15 protein-coding genes are annotated in these 17,452 nt (G+C 70.2%); 6 read left to right on the plus strand and 9 right to left on the minus strand.

Features of this window, described 5'->3' with window-relative positions:
• Nucleotides 1–9 precede the first annotated feature (9 nt).
• Both dnaJ and hrcA read right to left on the minus strand, forming a co-directional pair.
• The gene (dnaJ, locus tag BZB76_RS16450; protein ID WP_121435219.1) at nt 10–1,143 is read right to left on the minus strand and encodes a molecular chaperone DnaJ; all 1,134 of its coding nucleotides are present in this window, start codon (nt 1,141–1,143) and stop codon (nt 10–12) included.
• Nucleotides 1,144–2,157 carry a heat-inducible transcriptional repressor HrcA gene (gene hrcA / locus BZB76_RS16455; protein ID WP_121435220.1) on the minus strand — a complete coding sequence of 338 codons (1,014 nt, stop codon included), beginning with the start codon at nt 2,155–2,157 and terminating at the stop codon, nt 1,144–1,146.
• 281 nt (nt 2,158–2,438) lie between these two features.
• Between hrcA and BZB76_RS16460 the strand changes: the two genes are divergently transcribed.
• Nucleotides 2,439–3,254, plus strand: coding sequence for a DUF3097 domain-containing protein (locus BZB76_RS16460; RefSeq protein ID WP_246006986.1), 816 nt, complete (start codon nt 2,439–2,441; stop codon nt 3,252–3,254).
• Here BZB76_RS16460 and hemW read toward each other — a convergent pair.
• Complete coding sequence (gene hemW, locus BZB76_RS16465; protein WP_121435222.1) at nt 3,251–4,459, minus strand: radical SAM family heme chaperone HemW; 1,209 nt, start codon at nt 4,457–4,459, stop codon at nt 3,251–3,253. The two genes, BZB76_RS16460 and hemW, sit on opposite strands and share 4 nt — an antisense overlap.
• Nucleotides 4,460–4,752: 293 nt before the next feature.
• Here hemW and BZB76_RS35300 point away from each other — a divergent pair, with 293 nt between their 5' ends.
• Nucleotides 4,753–5,220 (plus strand): DUF4870 domain-containing protein, encoded by a 468-nt coding sequence (locus BZB76_RS35300; RefSeq protein WP_211343028.1) that lies wholly within the window; start codon nt 4,753–4,755, stop codon nt 5,218–5,220.
• Nucleotides 5,221–5,254: 34 nt separating this feature from the next.
• Here BZB76_RS35300 and lepA read toward each other — a convergent pair whose 3' ends face one another.
• Complete coding sequence (gene lepA / locus BZB76_RS16475) at nt 5,255–7,090, minus strand: translation elongation factor 4 (RefSeq protein WP_121435223.1); 1,836 nt, start codon at nt 7,088–7,090, stop codon at nt 5,255–5,257.
• Between the two features lie 236 nt (nt 7,091–7,326).
• Here lepA and rpsT point away from each other — a divergent pair, with 236 nt between their 5' ends.
• A complete protein-coding gene (gene rpsT, locus BZB76_RS16480; protein ID WP_121435528.1) occupies nt 7,327–7,596 on the plus strand; it encodes a 30S ribosomal protein S20 in 270 nt (89 codons plus the stop codon).
• A gap of 51 nt (nt 7,597–7,647) precedes the next feature.
• The gene (locus BZB76_RS16485) at nt 7,648–8,184 is read left to right on the plus strand and encodes an RNA 2'-phosphotransferase (RefSeq protein WP_121435224.1); all 537 of its coding nucleotides are present in this window, start codon (nt 7,648–7,650) and stop codon (nt 8,182–8,184) included.
• On the opposite strand, the gene BZB76_RS16490 is transcribed toward BZB76_RS16485, so the two are convergent.
• A complete protein-coding gene (locus BZB76_RS16490; RefSeq protein ID WP_121435225.1) occupies nt 8,126–8,653 on the minus strand; it encodes a hypothetical protein in 528 nt (175 codons plus the stop codon). The two genes, BZB76_RS16485 and BZB76_RS16490, sit on opposite strands and share 59 nt — an antisense overlap.
• A 69-nt stretch (nt 8,654–8,722) precedes the next feature.
• Between BZB76_RS16490 and BZB76_RS16495 the strand changes: the two genes are divergently transcribed.
• Together BZB76_RS16495 and BZB76_RS16500 are read left to right on the plus strand one after the other, a co-directional pair.
• Nucleotides 8,723–9,643, plus strand: coding sequence for a LysR family transcriptional regulator (locus tag BZB76_RS16495; protein WP_121435226.1), 921 nt, complete (start codon nt 8,723–8,725; stop codon nt 9,641–9,643).
• Nucleotides 9,583–10,002 (plus strand): SRPBCC family protein, encoded by a 420-nt coding sequence (locus tag BZB76_RS16500; RefSeq protein WP_121435227.1) that lies wholly within the window; start codon nt 9,583–9,585, stop codon nt 10,000–10,002. The genes BZB76_RS16495 and BZB76_RS16500 overlap by 61 nt, the downstream gene beginning before the upstream one ends.
• Before the next feature lie 692 nt (nt 10,003–10,694).
• Here the strand turns inward: BZB76_RS16500 and holA are convergent.
• The 4 genes from holA to hutI all read right to left on the minus strand — a co-directional run bounded on the left by holA (nt 10,695) and on the right by hutI (nt 17,396).
• Nucleotides 10,695–11,663 (minus strand): DNA polymerase III subunit delta, encoded by a 969-nt coding sequence (gene holA, locus BZB76_RS16505; RefSeq protein WP_246006987.1) that lies wholly within the window; start codon nt 11,661–11,663, stop codon nt 10,695–10,697.
• Nucleotides 11,664–12,027: 364 nt separating this feature from the next.
• Nucleotides 12,028–14,001 (minus strand): ComEC/Rec2 family competence protein, encoded by a 1,974-nt coding sequence (locus BZB76_RS16510; protein WP_246006988.1) that lies wholly within the window; start codon nt 13,999–14,001, stop codon nt 12,028–12,030.
• A 1,073-nt stretch (nt 14,002–15,074) separates the two neighbouring features.
• Nucleotides 15,075–15,752 (minus strand): ComEA family DNA-binding protein, encoded by a 678-nt coding sequence (locus BZB76_RS16520; protein WP_121435229.1) that lies wholly within the window; start codon nt 15,750–15,752, stop codon nt 15,075–15,077.
• A gap of 429 nt (nt 15,753–16,181) precedes the next feature.
• Nucleotides 16,182–17,396 carry an imidazolonepropionase gene (gene hutI / locus BZB76_RS16535; RefSeq protein ID WP_121435230.1) on the minus strand — a complete coding sequence of 405 codons (1,215 nt, stop codon included), beginning with the start codon at nt 17,394–17,396 and terminating at the stop codon, nt 16,182–16,184.
• Nucleotides 17,397–17,452: the final 56 nt, after the last annotated feature.

The raw sequence follows: 17,452 nt of genomic DNA on the forward strand, positions 1-17,452 counted from the left end.
CACTGCTCTTCAGTGCTGGTTGAAGACGTCCTTGAGACGGGAGAACATGCCGCGCTGACCCGGCGCGAACTTGCCGGGCGGGCGTTCCTCCCCGCGCAGCGCGGCGAGCCGCCGCAGCAGCTCCTCCTGCTCCTCGTCGAGCCGGTTCGGTGTCTCCACGTTCACATGGATCATCAGGTCGCCGCGGCCGCTCTCGTTGAGATGCCGGACGCCGCGGTTGTACAGCGTGATGACCTGCCCGGACTGGGTGCCGGGCTTGATGTCGACGCTCTCGGTCGCGTCCAGGGTCTCGATGGTGACGCTGGTGCCGAGCGCCGCCGCCGTCATCGGGATCTCGACCGTGCAGTGCAGGTCGTCGCCCTCCCGCTCGAAGATCGGGTGCGCCTTCTCCACGATCTCCAGGAACAGGTCGCCGGGCGGTCCGCCGCCGGGGCCGACCTCGCCCTCCCCGGCGAGCTGGATGTGGATGCCGTTCTCCACGCCCGCCGGGATCTTGACCTTGACGGTCCGGCGGGTGCGGACCCGGCCGTCGCCGGAGCACTCGGTGCACGGGTTGCGGATCACCGAGCCGAACCCGCCGCACGCCGGGCACGGCCGGGCCGTCATGACCTGGCCGAGGAACGACCGCTGCACCTGCTGCACCTCGCCGCGGCCCCGGCAGGTCTCGCACGTCTCCGGGTGGGTGCCGGGCGCGCAGCCCGACCCCTCGCAGCCGGTGCAGACGACCGCGGTGTCGATGGACAGCTCGCGGGTCGTGCCGAACGCCGTCTCGGCGAGGTCGAGTTCCACCCGCAGGGTCGCGTTCCGGCCGCGCCGCGCCCGGGACCGCGGGCCCCGGGACGTCGCCGTGCCGAAGAACGCGTCCATGATGTCGCTGAACGGGAACCCGGCGCCGCCGAAACCGCCGGCGCCCGCGCCGCCGCCGGGCGCGAACGGGTCCGCGCCGAGGTCGTACATCTCGCGCTTCTTCGGGTCGGAGAGCACCTCGTAGGCCTGGGTGATCTCCTTGAACCTGTCCTGGGTCTCCGGATCCGGGTTGACGTCCGGGTGGAGCTCCCGCGCGAGCCGCCGGTAGGCCTTCTTGACCTCGTCGGGGCTGGCGTCCCGCCGTACGCCCAGAACCGCGTAGTAGTCGTTGGCCACTTACGACCCCGCCAGGATCTGTCCCACGTAGCGTGCCACTGCCCGTACCGCTCCCATCGTGCTGGGGTAATCCATGCGTGTAGGCCCGAGCACTCCCAGTCGGGCCAGGGTGAGGTCGCCGACGCCGTAGTCGGCGGCGACGACCGAGGTCGATCGGAGCCCCGCGTCGGGGTTCTCGGTGCCGATCCGCACCGTAACTTTAGAGGAGTCGCCGGTCTCGCCGAGCAGCCGCATCAACACGACCTGCTCTTCGAGGGCCACGAGCACCTCTCGGAGGCTCTGGGAGAAGTCCACCGCGGCCAGGTTCGCCGCGCCCGCGAAGACGATCTTCTCCTCGTGCTTCTCGACGAGGGTCTCCAGCAGCACCGACAGCACCGCCGCGGCGAGCGGGCGGTCGTCCCGGCTCACCTTCTCCGGCAGGTCGGCGATCGCCGTCGGCACATCGCCGAGGCCGAGCCCGTCCAGGCAGGTGTTGAGCAGCGCCCGCAGGTGCCCGATCGACTCCTCCGAGACGTCGCCGCCCGTCTCGATGACGCGCTGCTCGACCCGTCCGGTGTTGGTGATGAGAACGAGCAGCAGCCGCCCCTCGGCGACCGGCACCAGTTCGACGTGCCGCACCGACGAGCGGGTCAGCGACGGGTACTGCACGACGGCGACCTGCCGGGTGAGCTGCGCGAGGAGCCGGACCGTCCGGCCGACGACGTCGTCGAGGTCGTAGGCGCCGGACAGGAACGTCTCGATCGCGCGCCGCTCGGCGACCGACAGCGGCTTGATGGTGGACAGCCGGTCGACGAACAGCCGGTAGCCCTTGTCGGTGGGGACACGTCCGGCGCTGGTGTGCGGCTGGGTGATGTACCCCTGCTCCTCCAGCACCGCCATGTCGTTGCGGATGGTGGCCGGGGAAACGCCGAGGTTGTGCCGGTCGGTCAGGGCCTTGGAGCCCACCGGCTCGTTGGTGGAGACGTAGTCCTCCACGATGGCGCGCAGCACCGCGAGTTTCCGGTCGTCCAGCACCCGTTCACCTCCTTCGTCCCGCCGGGCCCGTTCGGTCGGCGCGGGCGGCGCCCCCGGCGTCGTTCTCACGCCGCTGGCACTCCTTACTCCCGAGTGCCAAGTGTACGGCCCTGAGGCCCCACCTTGGAGGGCCCGCGCCCTCCCCGGTGCGGCTGCGTGATCCTATATGTTCCGGACACACCCTCCCATTTCTCCCAAATCCATTTGGTGGTCGACGCGCCACGCCGAAGTGACGAGGGGCGATGTCGTACGGGCGTCCGGGCGGATTAATGTGCGGATCCGTGCGGAGTAAGGACTACGGAAACGACGTACTGGCCGGTGACTGGCGCAGGCCTCGCAAGGGCCGGATCCCCGAGGTCCCGGCCGAACCCGGCCTCGTCGCCGAAGACCCCGACAGCGGCTTCTGCGGCGCCGTCGTCGGCTGCGACAAGGTCGGCGTCACCCTGGAGGACCGGTTCGGCAAGCGGCGCGTGTTCCCGCTGACCGCGTCCGGGTTCCTCATCGACGGCAAGCCCGTCACGCTCGTCCGGCCGAGTGCCGCGCCCCGGGGGCCCGCGCGGTCCGCGTCCGGGTCCATCGCCGTCCAGGGTCTGCGGGCCCGGGTCGCCAAGGAGAGCCGCATCTACGTGGAGGGCGTCCACGACGCGGAGCTGGTCGAGAAGATCTGGGGCCACGACCTGCGGGTCGAGGGTGTCGTCGTGGAGTACCTCGAAGGCGTGGACGACCTACCGGCGATCGTCGAGGAGTTCGGGCCGGACGACGACCGCCGCCTCGGCGTCCTCGTCGACCATCTCGTGGACGGCTCCAAGGAGTCCCGGATCGCCGCGCGGATCTCCTCACCGCACGTCCTGGTCACCGGACATCCGTTCATCGACATCTGGGAGGCGGTCAAACCCGCGTCCGTCGGCATCCGTGCCTGGCCCCGCGTTCCCCGTGGCGTCCCGTGGAAGGAGGGCGTCCTCGCCGAACTCGGCTGGGGCGACGACACGGGTGCCGCGTGGAAACACATCCTGAGCCGCGTCAACAGCTACACGGACCTGGAGCCCGCCCTTCTCGGGCGCGTCGAGGAACTCATCGACTTCGTCACCGTCCCCTAGACCAGGTCCCGGACGACGGCGTCGGCCAGGAGCCGTCCTCGCAGCGTGAGCACCGCACGGCCCCGCTCGTAGGGGGCGGGCTCGATCAGGCCGTCGTCGATCGCCCGGCGGACGGCCTTGTCGTCCAGAAGGTCCGTGGGGCAGCCCTCGGCGAGCCGCAGTTCGAGCATGACGCGCTCGACGCGCCGGTCGTCCTCGCCCAGGATCTCCCGGGCGTGCGCGGGGCTCGCCCCCTCGGCGAGGCGCGCCGCGTACGCGGCGGGGTGTTTGACGTTCCACCAGCGGGTGCCGCCGACATGGCTGTGCGCGCCCGGCCCGACGCCCCACCAGTCGGCGCCCGTCCAGTACAGCAGGTTGTGGCGGCAGGCGGCGCGCGGGTCGGCGGCCCAGTTGGAGATCTCGTACCAGTGCAGGCCGTGCGCGGACAGCAGCGCGTCCGCGACCAGGTAGCGGTCGGCCATGGCGTCGTCGTCGGGCGCCGCGAGTTCGCCCCGCCGGACCTGCGCCGCCAGCCGGGTGCCGTCCTCGACGATCAGCGCGTACGCCGACACGTGGTCGGGCTCGGCCATCAGGGCCGCCTCCACGGACGCCCGCCAGTCGTCGTCGGTCTCCCCCGGCGTGCCGTAGATGAGGTCGAGGTTGACGTGCTCGAACCCCGCCTTGCGCGTCCACTCCACCACCTGCGGGACACGTCCGGGCGTATGGGTGCGTTCCAGGACGGCCAGCACATGCTCGCGGGCGCTCTGCATGCCGTAGGAGACGCGCGTGAACCCGACCTCTCTCAGGCGTCCCACGTAGGCCTCGTCGACCGACTCGGGGTTGGCCTCCGTCGTGACCTCCGCGCCCGGGACGAGCCCGAACTCCGCGTCGATCGCGTCCAGGACGCGTCCCAGATCGTCGGCCGGCAGCAACGTGGGGGTACCGCCGCCCACGAAGACCGTCTCCACGGGCAGATCCACGTCGCCGAGGACCCGCCGGGCCGTCCGCACCTCGGCGATGGCGGTGTCCGCGTAGGAATCGCGGCTCGCTCCCGGGCCCAGTTCCGTCGCCGTGTACGTGTTGAAGTCGCAGTACCCGCAGCGGGTCACGCAGAAGGGCACGTGGACGTAGAACGCGAACGGCCTCGACCCCAACCCGTCCAGGGCGGTACCGGGCAGGGCACCGTCCACCGGTACGGGATCACCATCAGGAAGCGTCGAAGGCACGCTCTCAGTTTCGCATTCCTCCCCCTGTGCCCCGTCCGGGTGGCCTGAGTGGGTGGCTTGAGGTGGGTGGCTTGAGATGGGTGGCGTGAAACGGCCACGGTCAGGGCGAAGGCGGAACCGATGCGAACTTCGTAAACGTCGTAAGAGTCATACACTTTGTCCACAGCTCGCGGTCCACAGCACGCGCAGCGAACCAGGAGAGGACTTCCGCCATGGCCTACGGGCCTCCCCCGTCGCCCGGCCCAGGGCAGCAGCCCGGTCAGCAGCAGGCCCCCTGGCAGCAATCTGGAAACATGTGGCAGCAGCCACAGCAGCCTCCGCCGCCGCAGCAGCCCGGTGGGATGGGCTGGCAGCAGCCGCCGCCTCAGCCTCAGCCTCAGGGCGGGGGCACCGTCCAGATGCCGAGCCCGCAGCCCGGACAGCAGGGTCCGGTCACCAATGACGAGCGCACGTGGTCGCTCATGGCCTACGTGGGGCAGTTCCTCGTCGGCGCGATCGCACCTGCCGTCGTCTACCTCGGCAAGGCGCGGACGCCGTTCGTGCGCAAGCACGCGGTCCAAGGCCTCAACATGGCGCTCGCGGCCATCGCCGTCTGGATCGTCGGCGGCGTGCTGTCGCTGGTCGTCGACGTGCTCATCTGGGTGCCGCTGCTCTTCACGGCCGTCGTGATGTTCTTCCTCGTCTACGCCGGACGGGCCGCCAACCGGGGCGAGTTCCGACGCGTCCCGACCGTGGTCGCCTGGCCGCTGCTGAAGAAGTAACCGCGCCGCCGGCGGACGTGCCGGGGGCGGGCGGCTACTTCTTGCCCTTGTCCGCGGGTTCGCCGCCGGTGGACAGCGCCGCGACGAAGGCCTCCTGCGGGACGTCGACCCGCCCGATGGTCTTCATCCGCTTCTTGCCCTCCTTCTGCTTCTCCAGCAGCTTGCGCTTACGGGAGATGTCGCCGCCGTAGCACTTGGCGAGGACGTCCTTGCGGATGGCGCGGATGTTCTCCCGCGCGATGATCCGCGCGCCGATCGCCGCCTGGATCGGCACCTCGTACTGCTGGCGCGGAATCAGTTCCTTGAGCTTGGACGTCATCATCAGCCCGTACTCGCGGGACTTGTCGCGGTGGACGATCTGGCTGAACGCGTCCACCGACTCGCCCTGGAGCAGGATGTCGACCTTGACCAGGTCGGCCTCCAGCTCGCCGCTCGGCTCGTAGTCCAGCGACGCGTACCCTCGGGTGCGCGACTTCAGCTGGTCGAAGAAGTCGAAGATGATCTCGGCGAGGGGCAGGGTGTAGCGGATCTCGACCCGGTCCTCCGACAGGTAGTCCATGCCGAGCAGCGCGCCGCGGCGGCCCTGACACAGCTCCATGATCGCGCCGATGTGCTCCGACGGGGTCAGCAGCGTCGCCTTCACCACCGGCTCGTACACGTTCCCGATCTTGCCCTCGGGGAACTCGCTGGGGTTGGTGACGGTGTGCTCCGTCCCGTCCTCCATGACCACCCGGTACACCACGTTCGGCGCGGTCGAGATCAGCGACAGGTCGAACTCGCGCTCGAGCCGCTCCCGGACGATCTCCATGTGCAGCAGCCCGAGGAACCCGCAGCGGAACCCGAACCCGAGCGCCGCCGACGTCTCCGGCTCGTAGACCAGCGCGGCGTCGTTGAGGCGCAGCTTGTCGAGCGCGTCCCGCAGCTCGGGGTACTGGTCGCCGTCCACCGGGTACAGGCCGGAGAACACCATCGGCTTCGGGTCGCGGTAGCCGCCGAGCGCCTCGGGCGCCTGCCGGGACGCGCCGGTCACGGTGTCGCCGACCCGCGCCTGCCGGACGTCCTTCACCCCGGTGATCAGGTATCCGACCTCGCCGACGCCGAGGCCCTGGACCGGCTTCGGCTCGGGGGAGATCACCCCGACCTCCAGCGTCTCGTGCGCGGCGCCGGTGGACATCATCAGGCTCTTCTCGCGCCGCGACAGATGCCCGTCCATGATCCGGACGTAGGTCACCACGCCCCGGTAGGTGTCGTACACCGAGTCGAAGATCAGCGCACGGGCCGGGCCGTCCGGGTCGCCCTGCGGCGCCGGCACCTCCTCGACGATCTTGTCGAGCAGCTCGCGGACGCCCTCGCCCGTCTTACCGGACACCCGCAGCACGTCACCGGGCTCGCAGCCGATGATCCCGGCCAGCTCCTCGGCGTACTTGTCCGGCTGCGCCGCCGGCAGGTCGATCTTGTTGAGGACGGGGATCAGGTGGAGGTCGGCCTCCAGCGCCAGGTACAGGTTGGCGAGCGTCTGCGCCTCGATGCCCTGCGCCGCGTCCACCAGCAGGACGGCGCCCTCGCACGCCGCCAGCGACCGCGACACCTCGTAGGAGAAGTCCACGTGCCCCGGCGTGTCGATCAGGTTGAGGACATGGTCGACGCCGCCGGACTTCCACGGCAGCCGCACCGCCTGGCTCTTGATCGTGATGCCGCGCTCGCGTTCGATGTCCATCCGGTCGAGGTACTGCGCGCGCATCTGGCGCTCCTCGACCACACCGGTCAACTGCAGCATCCGGTCCGCGAGCGTCGACTTGCCGTGGTCGATGTGCGCGATGATGCAGAAGTTGCGGATGATCGCGGGGTCGGTCTTGTCAGGCGCTGGCACCGTGGTCCGTTTCGCAAAACTCACTGGTGGACATGAATGTGTACCTCCATGGTCCCATGCCGCGCCCGATGCTCCGTGCACGGCCTGGTTTGGGGCGGCCCCCGGTGATTGGTAGGCTGTGCGACTGCGTGTGGCGTAGCGTCGTGCCCCGGGGGCACCGTCCCGCCCCCGTTCAGACATTCGTCAGGGCCTGCGCCGAGCAGGCGAGTATCGCGACCAAGCTGAGGCACTACGACGTGGCTAACATCAAGTCCCAGATCAAGCGCAACAAGCAGAACGAGAAGGCTCGCCTGCGCAACAAGGCCGTCAAGTCGGAGCTGAAGACGGCGATCCGCAAGTTCCGCGAGGCCGCCGACGAGGGCCGCGTCGAGGACGCCGTCGCCCTGCAGCGCCACGCCGCCCGCAAGCTGGACAAGGCCGTCAGCAAGGGCGTCATCCACAAGAACCAGGCCGCCAACCGCAAGTCGGCGATCGCCAAGCGCGCCGCCGCCCTCGAGGCCAAGTAGGCCCGTCGCACGCCGGGGCCGGCGCGCGAGAGCCGGCCCCGCCCTCCCCCGATGGACGAACGCCGCACGGTCAGGATCTCGAAGTACCTCGCCCTGCATCTGCGGCATCGCCCTGAACGGATCGGTCTCACGGTCGACGCCGAAGGATGGGCCGACGTCACCGAACTACTCGAGGCCGCCGCGAGTCACGGGTTCACGTTCACCCGCGCCGAACTCGAACACGCCGTCGCGAACAACGACAAGAAGCGCTTCGAGTTGGACGGCGACCGGATCCGCGCCGTCCAGGGGCATTCGATACCCGTCGAGTTGAACCTTCCTCCGACGCCGCCACCGGAGTTCCTCTACCACGGGACGGTGCGCCGGTCCCTGAAGTCGATCCTGCGCAACGGGCTGAAGCCCATGGGCAGGCACGCCGTGCACCTCTCCCCCGACCGCGCCACGGCCCGGCGTGTCGGCGCCCGCCGCGGCGCACCCGTCGTCCTCACCGTGCAGTCCGGACGGATGGCCGCCGACGGGCACGAATTCCGCGTCAGCTCCAATGAGGTGTGGCTGGTCGATTCCGTCCCGCCGGAATATCTTCGCGAATGACCTCGGCGGCCGCCCAGTTCGGCAGGTGCCGCACCCATTCCGGACCCGGCTTCGGCCCGAACAGGTACCGGTACGGCACGATGTCACGAATGGCCTGGTGAACGTCCAGCCGGTCGTCGATCATGTGGGTGATGCCGAGTTCCCGGCAATGCCCCGCCTTCTCCGCCCGCTTCCGGCAGAACCGGACGTTCTCCTTGCTCAGCCCGGTCCTTTCGTAGAAGTCATGATGGTCGAGCCAGGCCAGCGTCCGCCTCCGCACCCGGTCACCGCACTTGGAGATGATCCAGACCCGCCCGTCGAACGCCTCGACCAGGCCCGGCAGCACCTCGTACACACCCGCGGTCGCCGGCGAGGCGAGCGCCTCCTCGAAACTCCCACCGAGAAACGCCGTGTCGTCATCGCCCGGCGCGAGCAGCCCGCCATGAATGACCCGCCCAAAATCGACGCCGAGCCGAGGTTCCCTGTCCATGCCCCAACTCTGACCGCCACTCCCCTAAAACAGAACTATAAGATCTACTCGCACCTATAGTCTCTACCTATGGACCTGGCCCGTCTCTCAACCGACGCGCTCGCCTCGTTCGCGGTCTTCGCCAAGCACCTCAACTTCACCCGCGCCGCCGAGGAACTGCACATCTCGCAGCCCGCCCTCCACATCAAGGTGCGCAAACTCGCCGACACCCTCGGCCGCCCCCTCTACACCCGGCACGGCCGCCGACTCGCCCTCACCCCCGCCGGCGAACACGTCGCCCGTTTCGCCCACGAACTCGACGCCCGCATGACGACGTTCCTCGCGGACGTCCACGGCACCGCACCCACCCGCGTCCCGACCCTCGCCGCCGGCGAGGGCGCCTACCTGTACCTGCTCGGCGACGTCGTCCGCCCCGGCATCCGCCTCATCAACGGCGACCGGACCCGCACCCTCACCGCCGTCCGCACCGGCCGCGCCGACCTCGGCGTCGCCGTACTGGACGTCCTGCCCACCGACGTCGAGTCGGTCCTCCTCGCCACCTACCCGCAGGTCCTGGTCATGCCGGACGACCATCCCCTGGCCGACCGGCCCCACCTCACCCTCGCCGACCTGGCGGGCGCGTCCCTGGTCGTCCCCCCACCCACCGGCCCGCACCGCATCACCCTCGAACGCGCCCTCCGCGCCGCGGACGTCCCCTGGTCACTCGCCGTCGAGGCCGAGGGCTGGCCCCTACTCCTGCACTTCGTCTCCCTACGCGTCGGCCTGGCCGTCGTCAACGGATGCGTCGTCCGCCCACCCGGCCTGGTCCAACGCGAGATCACCGACCTCCCCGCCGTCCCCTACTACGCCCTCCACCTCCCAGACCGCGCCACCGACCCCCTGGTCACCACCCTCCTGACCACCATCCGCACCACACTCCAGGGAACACCATGCACTTCGAAATCTCCGTCGACATCAAAGCCCCACCCGAAACCGTCTGGAACCTCCTAAAGGACGTCGAACGCTGGCCCGAAATGACGCCCTCGATCACCCGCGTCGAACTTCTCGACAAACCCTTCACCCTCTCCAGCCGCGCCCGCGTCCACCAACCAAAACTCCCGCCCGCCCTCTGGACCGTCACAGCCTTCGAAGAGAACAAAACATTCACCTGGAAGTCCCACGCCCCCGGAGTCACCACCACCGCAACACACGACATCATTCCCAACCCCAACGGCACGGCCTCCGTCCGCCTGACCCTGTCCCAAAAGGGCCCCCTGGCCCCCATCCTCTCCCTCCTCACCGCCCGCCTGACCCGCCGCTACGTCACCCTGGAAGCCACCGGCCTAAAATCCAAGGCCGAAAACCCCTAACCAACCACCCACCAACAAACCAGCACCAACAAACCCAATAACCCTGCCCAACATCCGTCCACCCAAAGGTGCCAGTTGGCGCCCATACCACCAACCGAACGACCCACGGAGAACGCCACCGGAATCGTCACCAGCCTCGACATCAATACCGCCGAACGCATCAACGCCACAATTGCGACCCGCACCATCGAGACGATCGCGATGGCGCCGGTGCCCCGAGCACGCGGCACGCCCACCCTCGACGGCGGACGATCTCCTAAAGAGAGCTCTACGCCCCCGTGGCCCTGAAGTCCGCCGAAATTTTCAGCCTCGGCGCGCGTCCCAGCGACCGGCTCGCCGTCTGGATGGACACGGACCGAAGTCCGCCGAGTCCATCCTCGCCACGCTGGTCTTCCCGGACAAGCTCACGACACCCCTTAACTCATCAGCACATAGTGAGGCGAGAAGGATGTGGCGGGTGCGATATATGCATCGCAGTGATGATTGAGGTGGTGAGCAGGTTGGGGGCGGCAAGGTCAACGTGTCCATGTGTTGGGGATAGCGATCCTTAACATTGTTGTTGCTCGTGCGTTGACGAGCGTTTCGTGGTCCGACGTTGTTGCGGCGGCTTGGGGGTGAGCGTTGTTGGCGATAGTTGAGACTCACAGCGCCTCCCACCCAACAACCCCACAGCCACCGCTACACGCACCGACCTATGACGCGCTCCTCAGGGAGCGGGCGGCGACGATCTCGGTGATGGCCTTCTCCAACGCATAGGTCGTGTCGGCCGCACCACCCTTGACCTGCTCATCGGCCTCGGCGACCACCGTCAACGCCCGTGCGACTCCGGCACCCGACCAGCCTCGCAGTTGCCTCTGCACCCGCTCGATCTTCCACGGCGGCATGCCGAGTTCCTTCGCCAGTGCCGCGCCGCGCGCGCCTCGGGGGGCGCCGCCGACCTTCGCCAGGCCCCGAATGCCCGTGGCGAGCGCGCTGACGATCAACAGCGGCGCCACTCCCGTCGCCAGGGCCCACCGCAGCTGTTCGAGCGCTTCGGCGAGCTGCCCATCGATGGCCCTGTCCGCCACCGCGAACCCGGTGACCTCGGCGCGTCCCCGGTAGTACCGCGCCACCGCGGCGTCGTCGATCTTGCCTCCGGTGTCGGCGACCAGCTGGCTGCACGCCGCCGCGAGTTCGCGCAGGTCGCTTCCGACCGCGTCGACCAGCCCTCGCGCGGCGTCCGCCGAGATCTTCCCGCCCGCGCGGCGCATCTCGGCCCGGACGAAGTCGATCCGCTCCCCCGCCTTGGTGACCTTGGGGCACGAGATCTTCCGCGCTTTGAGCTTGGTCAGCCCGTCCACCAGCGCCTTGCCTTTGGCGCCGCCGTGGTGGACGGCCACGAACACGACATCGTCCGCGGGTGCCTTCGCGTACTTCAGGACCTCGGCCGTCAGGTCCTTCCCCAGGTCCTGCGCCGACCGCACCACGATGACCTTCGTGCCCCCGAACAACGACGGCGACGTCAACTCCGCGATCCGCCCGGGCTCCAACCCGCCCGGTCCGAGGTCGATCACCTCGGTCTCCGGATCGTCCGCCCGCACGGACGCGACGACGTCCCCGATCGCCCGTTCCACGAGCAGCTCTTCGTCACCGACGATCACAATGATGGGCTCAACCGACACCCCAGCAGCATGCCACGCCCCAGGGTCTCCCAACGACCAAGTCCCCCAGCCCGCGAGGCATCCACTTCTCGACTCAACACACGCCAGCGCCCGATCCGCACGACCGCCCCAGCGGATCGGCATCGACGCGCCCGCAGAAGCTCCCTCCGCCACCGGACGAGCACCCCGGAGCTACCTGACAGATGTTCAACATCGCCGCGACGCCTGCCCAACCGTTAGAGGGGACCATGGCGACACCAATCAGAGCGTCCAAGCGCGAAACACCGCGTCGCAACACCTGTGCAGCACTTCTACCTGGTAATCACCTGCCCGACTGACCGGAGGCCACTTCGTCATCAAAACGGTCCTGGGGTTCTATGCGTGGTCAGTGGTGGGGGACGGCGGCTATGCCGGCGGTGGTGCGGATTATGGCGATGTCTCCCTCCCGGTCGGTGCGGTGGATCTGGGTGCGGAGGCCGCGGAGGAGACTGAGGGTGGCCGGGGACGGGTGGCCGTAGTCGTTGTCCTTTCCCGCGGAGATCAAGGAGACGGAGGCGCGGGCGGCGGCGAGGAAGCCGGGCGCCTGGCTGCGGGAACCGTGGTGGGGAACCTTCAGAACCTGGACGGGTGGGACGTCGCCCTCCAGAGCGCGTTGCGCCTCTGCTTCGACATCGCCCGTGAGGAGGGCGCTGAAGCCCGGTTTGCGGGCGACGAGGACCACGCTCGCGTTGTTGATCGTGGAGCCGTCGTCCTTGGGTGAGAGGGTCGGGCCGACGGTCAGCGGGGCGAGGACCGAGAGGGTCAGGGGGCCGATGCGCCACTGCTGACCCGCCAGGGCGGGACGGGGCAGAAAGTCGCGGACGAGGCCCGCCTCGCGGCCGGACGTGCGGGGAGTCGTGAGGATCGTGTGGACGTTCCGGCCGCGCAGGACACCGGACGTGCCGTTGATGTGGTCGGCGTGCGGGTGGGTCAGGATGAGCAGCGGCACATCGTGGACGTGGAGGCGGCGCAGGCACCGGTCGATCGGTGCGGGGTCGGGGCCGGTGTCGACGACGACGGCCTGGCCGGGGCCGGTGGACAGGGCCAGGGCGTCGCCCTGGCCGACGTCGCAGGCGACCATATGCCAGTTCGGTGGCGGCCAGCCGGGGGCGGTGACGCGTTGGGCGATGACCGCGATCAGGATGCCGGTCATCGCGGCGGCCGCGAGCAGGCGCAGGCGGCGGCTGCGCAGGACAAGGATGGTGATCCCGACGGCCAGCAGGAGGGTGGCGGCGCCGACGCCGCCGTTCGTCCAGGGGATCGTGGCGTAGGGCAGGGCGGCGGCGGTCCTGGCGACCCGGATGATCCAGCCGACGGTGAATCCGGCGGGCCATGCGACCAGTTGGGCGAGCGGTAGGGAGAAGGGCGCGGTGACGGCGGCGAGGGCGCCGAGGAGGGTGGCGGGTGCGACGGCCGGGGCGGCCAGCAGGTTCGCGAACACCGAGACGACGCCCACCTCGCCGGAGAGCATCACCAGGACCGGGGCCACGGCGAACTGGGCGGCGGCAGCGACGGCGAGGGCATCGGCTAGGGGGCCCGGCAGGTGGCGTGCCAGCCGCTCGCGCCACGGGGGCGCGAGGACGAGCAGGCCCGCGGTCGCCAGGACCGACAGCGTGAACCCGTAGGAGCGGGCCAGTTCAGGATCGATCAGCACGAGGAGCAGGACGGCGGCGGCCAGCGCGGGCACGCCCTGGCGTCGCCGTCCGGTGAACAGCGCCAGCATGCCGATGAGGCCCATGAGCGCCGCTCTGAGGACGCTCGGCTCCGGGCGGGCCACCACGACGAACGCGAGCACCGCGAGGACGGCGATGGGCGGGGCACGGCGCCGTCCGAGCCCGACGAGACGGCACAGTCCGAGCACGGCGCCGATGACGATCGCCAGGTTCGCGCCCGAGACGACCAGGAGGTGGGTGAGCCCGGCGGTGCGGAAGTCGTCCGCCAGGGCCGGGTCGAGGCGGGACGTGTCGCCGACGACCATGCCTGGCAGGACGCCGCGCTGGTCGGGTGGGAGTCTCGCCGACGCGGCCCGCAGCCTCGCCCGTATATGCTCGGCCGCGCGCTGGATCCGGGACGGGGGTCCGAGGACGGCCGGTGGCCCCCGCACGATCACCACGGCGGCGAGCAGGGCGGCACCCCCGGGCGGCACGAACCGACCGTGGAACCGGACCCGCTGGCTCGGGATCAGGCGGTGCCAACGGACGTCGTCGGCGATCAGCAGGACGGGGACACGGACCCTGGTCCGGGAGACCATCTCCATCCGGGCTCGGACGATGATCATCGGCCGGTGCTGCCGAGGCTTGGCGTACGGGTCTGCGGTCACGACCGTCTCCGCGACGGCGGAGCGGCCGAGACGGGCAAGGTCTCGTACCGGCCCGGTGTCGACGGCCGTGGCACGAAGCCCCACCCCGGTCGCGGACGCGGCAGCGCAGACGAGGGCGACTCCCACCAGCCGCCGCCGGGCCGCGGTCGTGCGAGCGGCACCACCGAAACCCGACCGCCGGCCGAAGCTGAGAGCGAGACGTCGCGTCAGAGCCCGTAATGCCGCCACCGCGTGCCATTGAGCCACGGGTATGGCTGGGTCTCGGTCCGTTGTAGCAACCCGGCTCGCTGGTGCTCCTTGCCAAGCCCCCGGGGCTCGCCTGCGGGTAAGTCGCCTGACAGCGGCCGCGCACCAGCGGGCCACGCGCGTATCTGTTACTCGCCGCGATGGGGTGTCTCCGTTCGGGGATGCTCCCTGCCAGGGACTCGAAGCCTGGTTGTGGATACCCACGCGCCATCGGGCCACGGGGTTCGCTGAGGTTCGGCCCGTTGGGACGGCCCGGTTCGCTGGTGCTCCTTGCCCACCCCTCGGGGCTCGGCAGCGAATGAGACCCTTGAAGGCGGCCGCGCACCAGCGGACCATCCGCATGTCTGGAACTCGCCGCGATGGGGTGTCTCCGTTCGGGGATGCTCCCTGCCGGAGGCTCGAAGCCCGGCGGTGGATAAGGCGCCTGACAGCGGCCGCACGCCATTGAGCCATGGGTATGGCTGGGTTTCGGTCCGTTGGGACAGTGCGGCTCGCCGGTGCTCTGCGCTCTGCGGATTGGCTGCGGATGCGGCGCCTGTCAGCGGTCGTGTGCTGTTGGGGCGCGGGGTTGGGTGGGGTTTGGCTCGTTGGGACAGTGTGGGTCGGGGGTGCTCCTTGCCGGGAGTCTGGGGATTGGCTGGGGGTCTGGCGGGTGGTGGGGGGATGCGGGGGTGCGGGGTCCTGAGGTGGAAGGCGGGTTAGGAGGTAGGTGGCTGCTAGGGCGGTGGTGGCGGCTAGGGCGAAGGTGGCGGCGGTGGGGAGGCCCAGGGTCGTGGCGGCCGTTAGCCAGGTGGCGAGGGCGGGGGCCAGGAGGCGGAGGTCGTGGTTCATACGCGGACCTTGGGTTTCAGGTCGGCGAAGCGGCGGGCGCCTATGCCGCTGACGTCCTGGAGTTGCTCGACCGAGCGGAACCGGCCGTGCTGGGCGCGGAAGTCGACGATGCGTTGGGCGAGGACGGGGCCTACGCCGGGGAGGTCGTCCAGTTGGTCGACGGTCGCGGTGTTGAGATCGAGTGGGGCGCCGGGGTCGTTAGGTGGGGATGGGACGGGCCCCGGGGCGGGGGTCGGGGTGGGGCGGGTTACGCCCACGGGGATTTGTTCGCCGTCTACCAGTTTGCGGGCGAGGTTGAGGGGGCCGGTCTGGGTGCCGGGGCGCACCCCGCCCGCCGCCTTGATCGCTTCGGCTACCCGGGAGCCGGACGGCAGGGTGACCACTCCCGGGTGCTTCACCTTGCCCAGGACGTGTACGACCACCGAGGAGGAGGCGGCCGGGTTCAGCGGCGCGGTGGGGCGGGTGTGGGCGACGGTCGCGGTGGGGAGCGGGGCGGTGGGTCCGGGGCGGGGACGGGCCAGCCACAGGTAGCCGGCGGCTACGGCCGCGGCGATCACGCCGATGATGACGAGGACGCGGATGTTCGACCGGTCGGGGCTCGCGCGGAGGCGGGACGAGGGTGGAGGCAGGCGGTCGGTAACGGCGTGTAGGCGGTCTCGGGCATCGGGGCTCATGGCGCAAGACGGTAGGTCGGTCCCGCAGGGCGAAGCGTACGCATTGGTGATTGTGGATAACTCTCGGTCAGCGGCCGTAGGCACGGACCAGGCCGCCCGCGCCGAGCTTCACCCCCGCCGAAGTATCGGGTGACGACCGCGACCGTGCCGGTCAGACCGCGCCGCACCAGCTGTGCCGCTTCCAAAGCCTGTCGGCAGTGCTGCCTTCTCCTGCGACGGCCTCGTCGGCACCACCACCGAACTCCTCATCCGCCGCACTGGCGAGCGTTCGGCTGCGACCGCGGCGGCGGGGAGGGCGGTGGATCTCGGGTTCGCGGACCACGCGCAGCCGACCCGGACGGTGAAGGCGGAGACGGGGCATCCACCCGCCGTCCTCCGGCGCCTCTTGCGTCCTGGTCAGTGCACGTCCGGCCCCACGTCTTGACCGCGTCAGGGTTGGACGGGGACGCCGCCGCGCCAGATCCGCAGCGCGCGGAGCCCGAACGCCCAGGCGAAGGCGCCCTCGTGGTCGGCGTCCCACAGGACGATGTCGGCGAGCATGCCGGGCGCGAGGGAGCCGCGGTCGCCGACGCGCAGGGCCGCGGCGCCGCCGAGGGTGGCGGCGCGGAGGGCCTCGGTGACGCTGAGGCCGAACATCGCGACCGACAGCCCGATGACGAGCGGCATGGACGTGATGCCGCACTGGCCGGGGTTGTGGTCGGTGCCGAGCGCGACGGTGACACCGCGGTCGATCATCTGCCGGACGGGCGCGGGCGCGCGGCTGCTGTTGAGGGCGCTGCCAGGACAGACGGTGGCGGTGACACCGGCGTGGGCGAGGGCCTTGATGTCGTCGTCGTTGGCCTGGGTGAGCAGGTCGGCGGACGCGCAGCCGACCTCGGCGGCGACCTGCGCGGCGCCGACGCGCTCGTTGGCGCAGGCGTGCATCCGCGCCTTCAGACCGGCGCGTTTGCCGGTGAGCAGCAGGGCGCGGGCCTCCTCGGCGCTGAAGTGGCCCTCGTCGCAGTACACGTCGATCGAGTCCGCTCCGGCCACGGCCGCGTCGCCCGCCCACAGGCGGACGGCCTCGATGTAGTCGCGGCGACGGCCGAAGAACTCGGGCGGCAGGATGTGCGCGGCGAGGAAGGTCGCGTGGATGCGCGGCATGGACGGCTCGCCCTCCAGCGAGCGCAGCATCCTGATGTCGGCGAGCTCGCCGTCGCGGGTGAGGTGGTAACCGGTCTTGGCCTCGACGGTGGTGGTCCCGGCGAGGATCCACTGGCGGAGCCGTTCCCGGACGCCGTTGCACAGCGTCCACGGGTCGGTTCCACGGGTGACGGTCACGGTGGAGTTGACGCCGCCGCCCGCGGCGGTGATGGCGGAGTGGGACGATCCGCTGGTGCGCATCGCGAGTTCCGCCCATCGGTTGCCCGCGTAGACGGGGTGGGAGTGGGCGTCGATGAGGCCGGGTGTGACGAGTCCGCCGCCGAGGTTCTCGACATGGTCGACGTCGACGATGTCGTCGATGATGCCGGGGACGCGCTGGGGCAGGTCGGACGCGGGCCCGGCCCAGACGATCCGGTCCTCGTGGATGAGCACGGCGGCGTTGCTGCAGACGTCGGTACCCGTCCAGAGCCTGCCGATGTTCGTCAACAGCCTCACGGTCATAGGGTCACCGGCCCAGGTGGGGCGGGACGTGCTTCAACGCGGTGGTGGGCGCCGTG

The organism is Actinomadura pelletieri DSM 43383, from assembly GCF_003634705.1.
Classification (GTDB): domain Bacteria; phylum Actinomycetota; class Actinomycetes; order Streptosporangiales; family Streptosporangiaceae; genus Spirillospora; species Spirillospora pelletieri.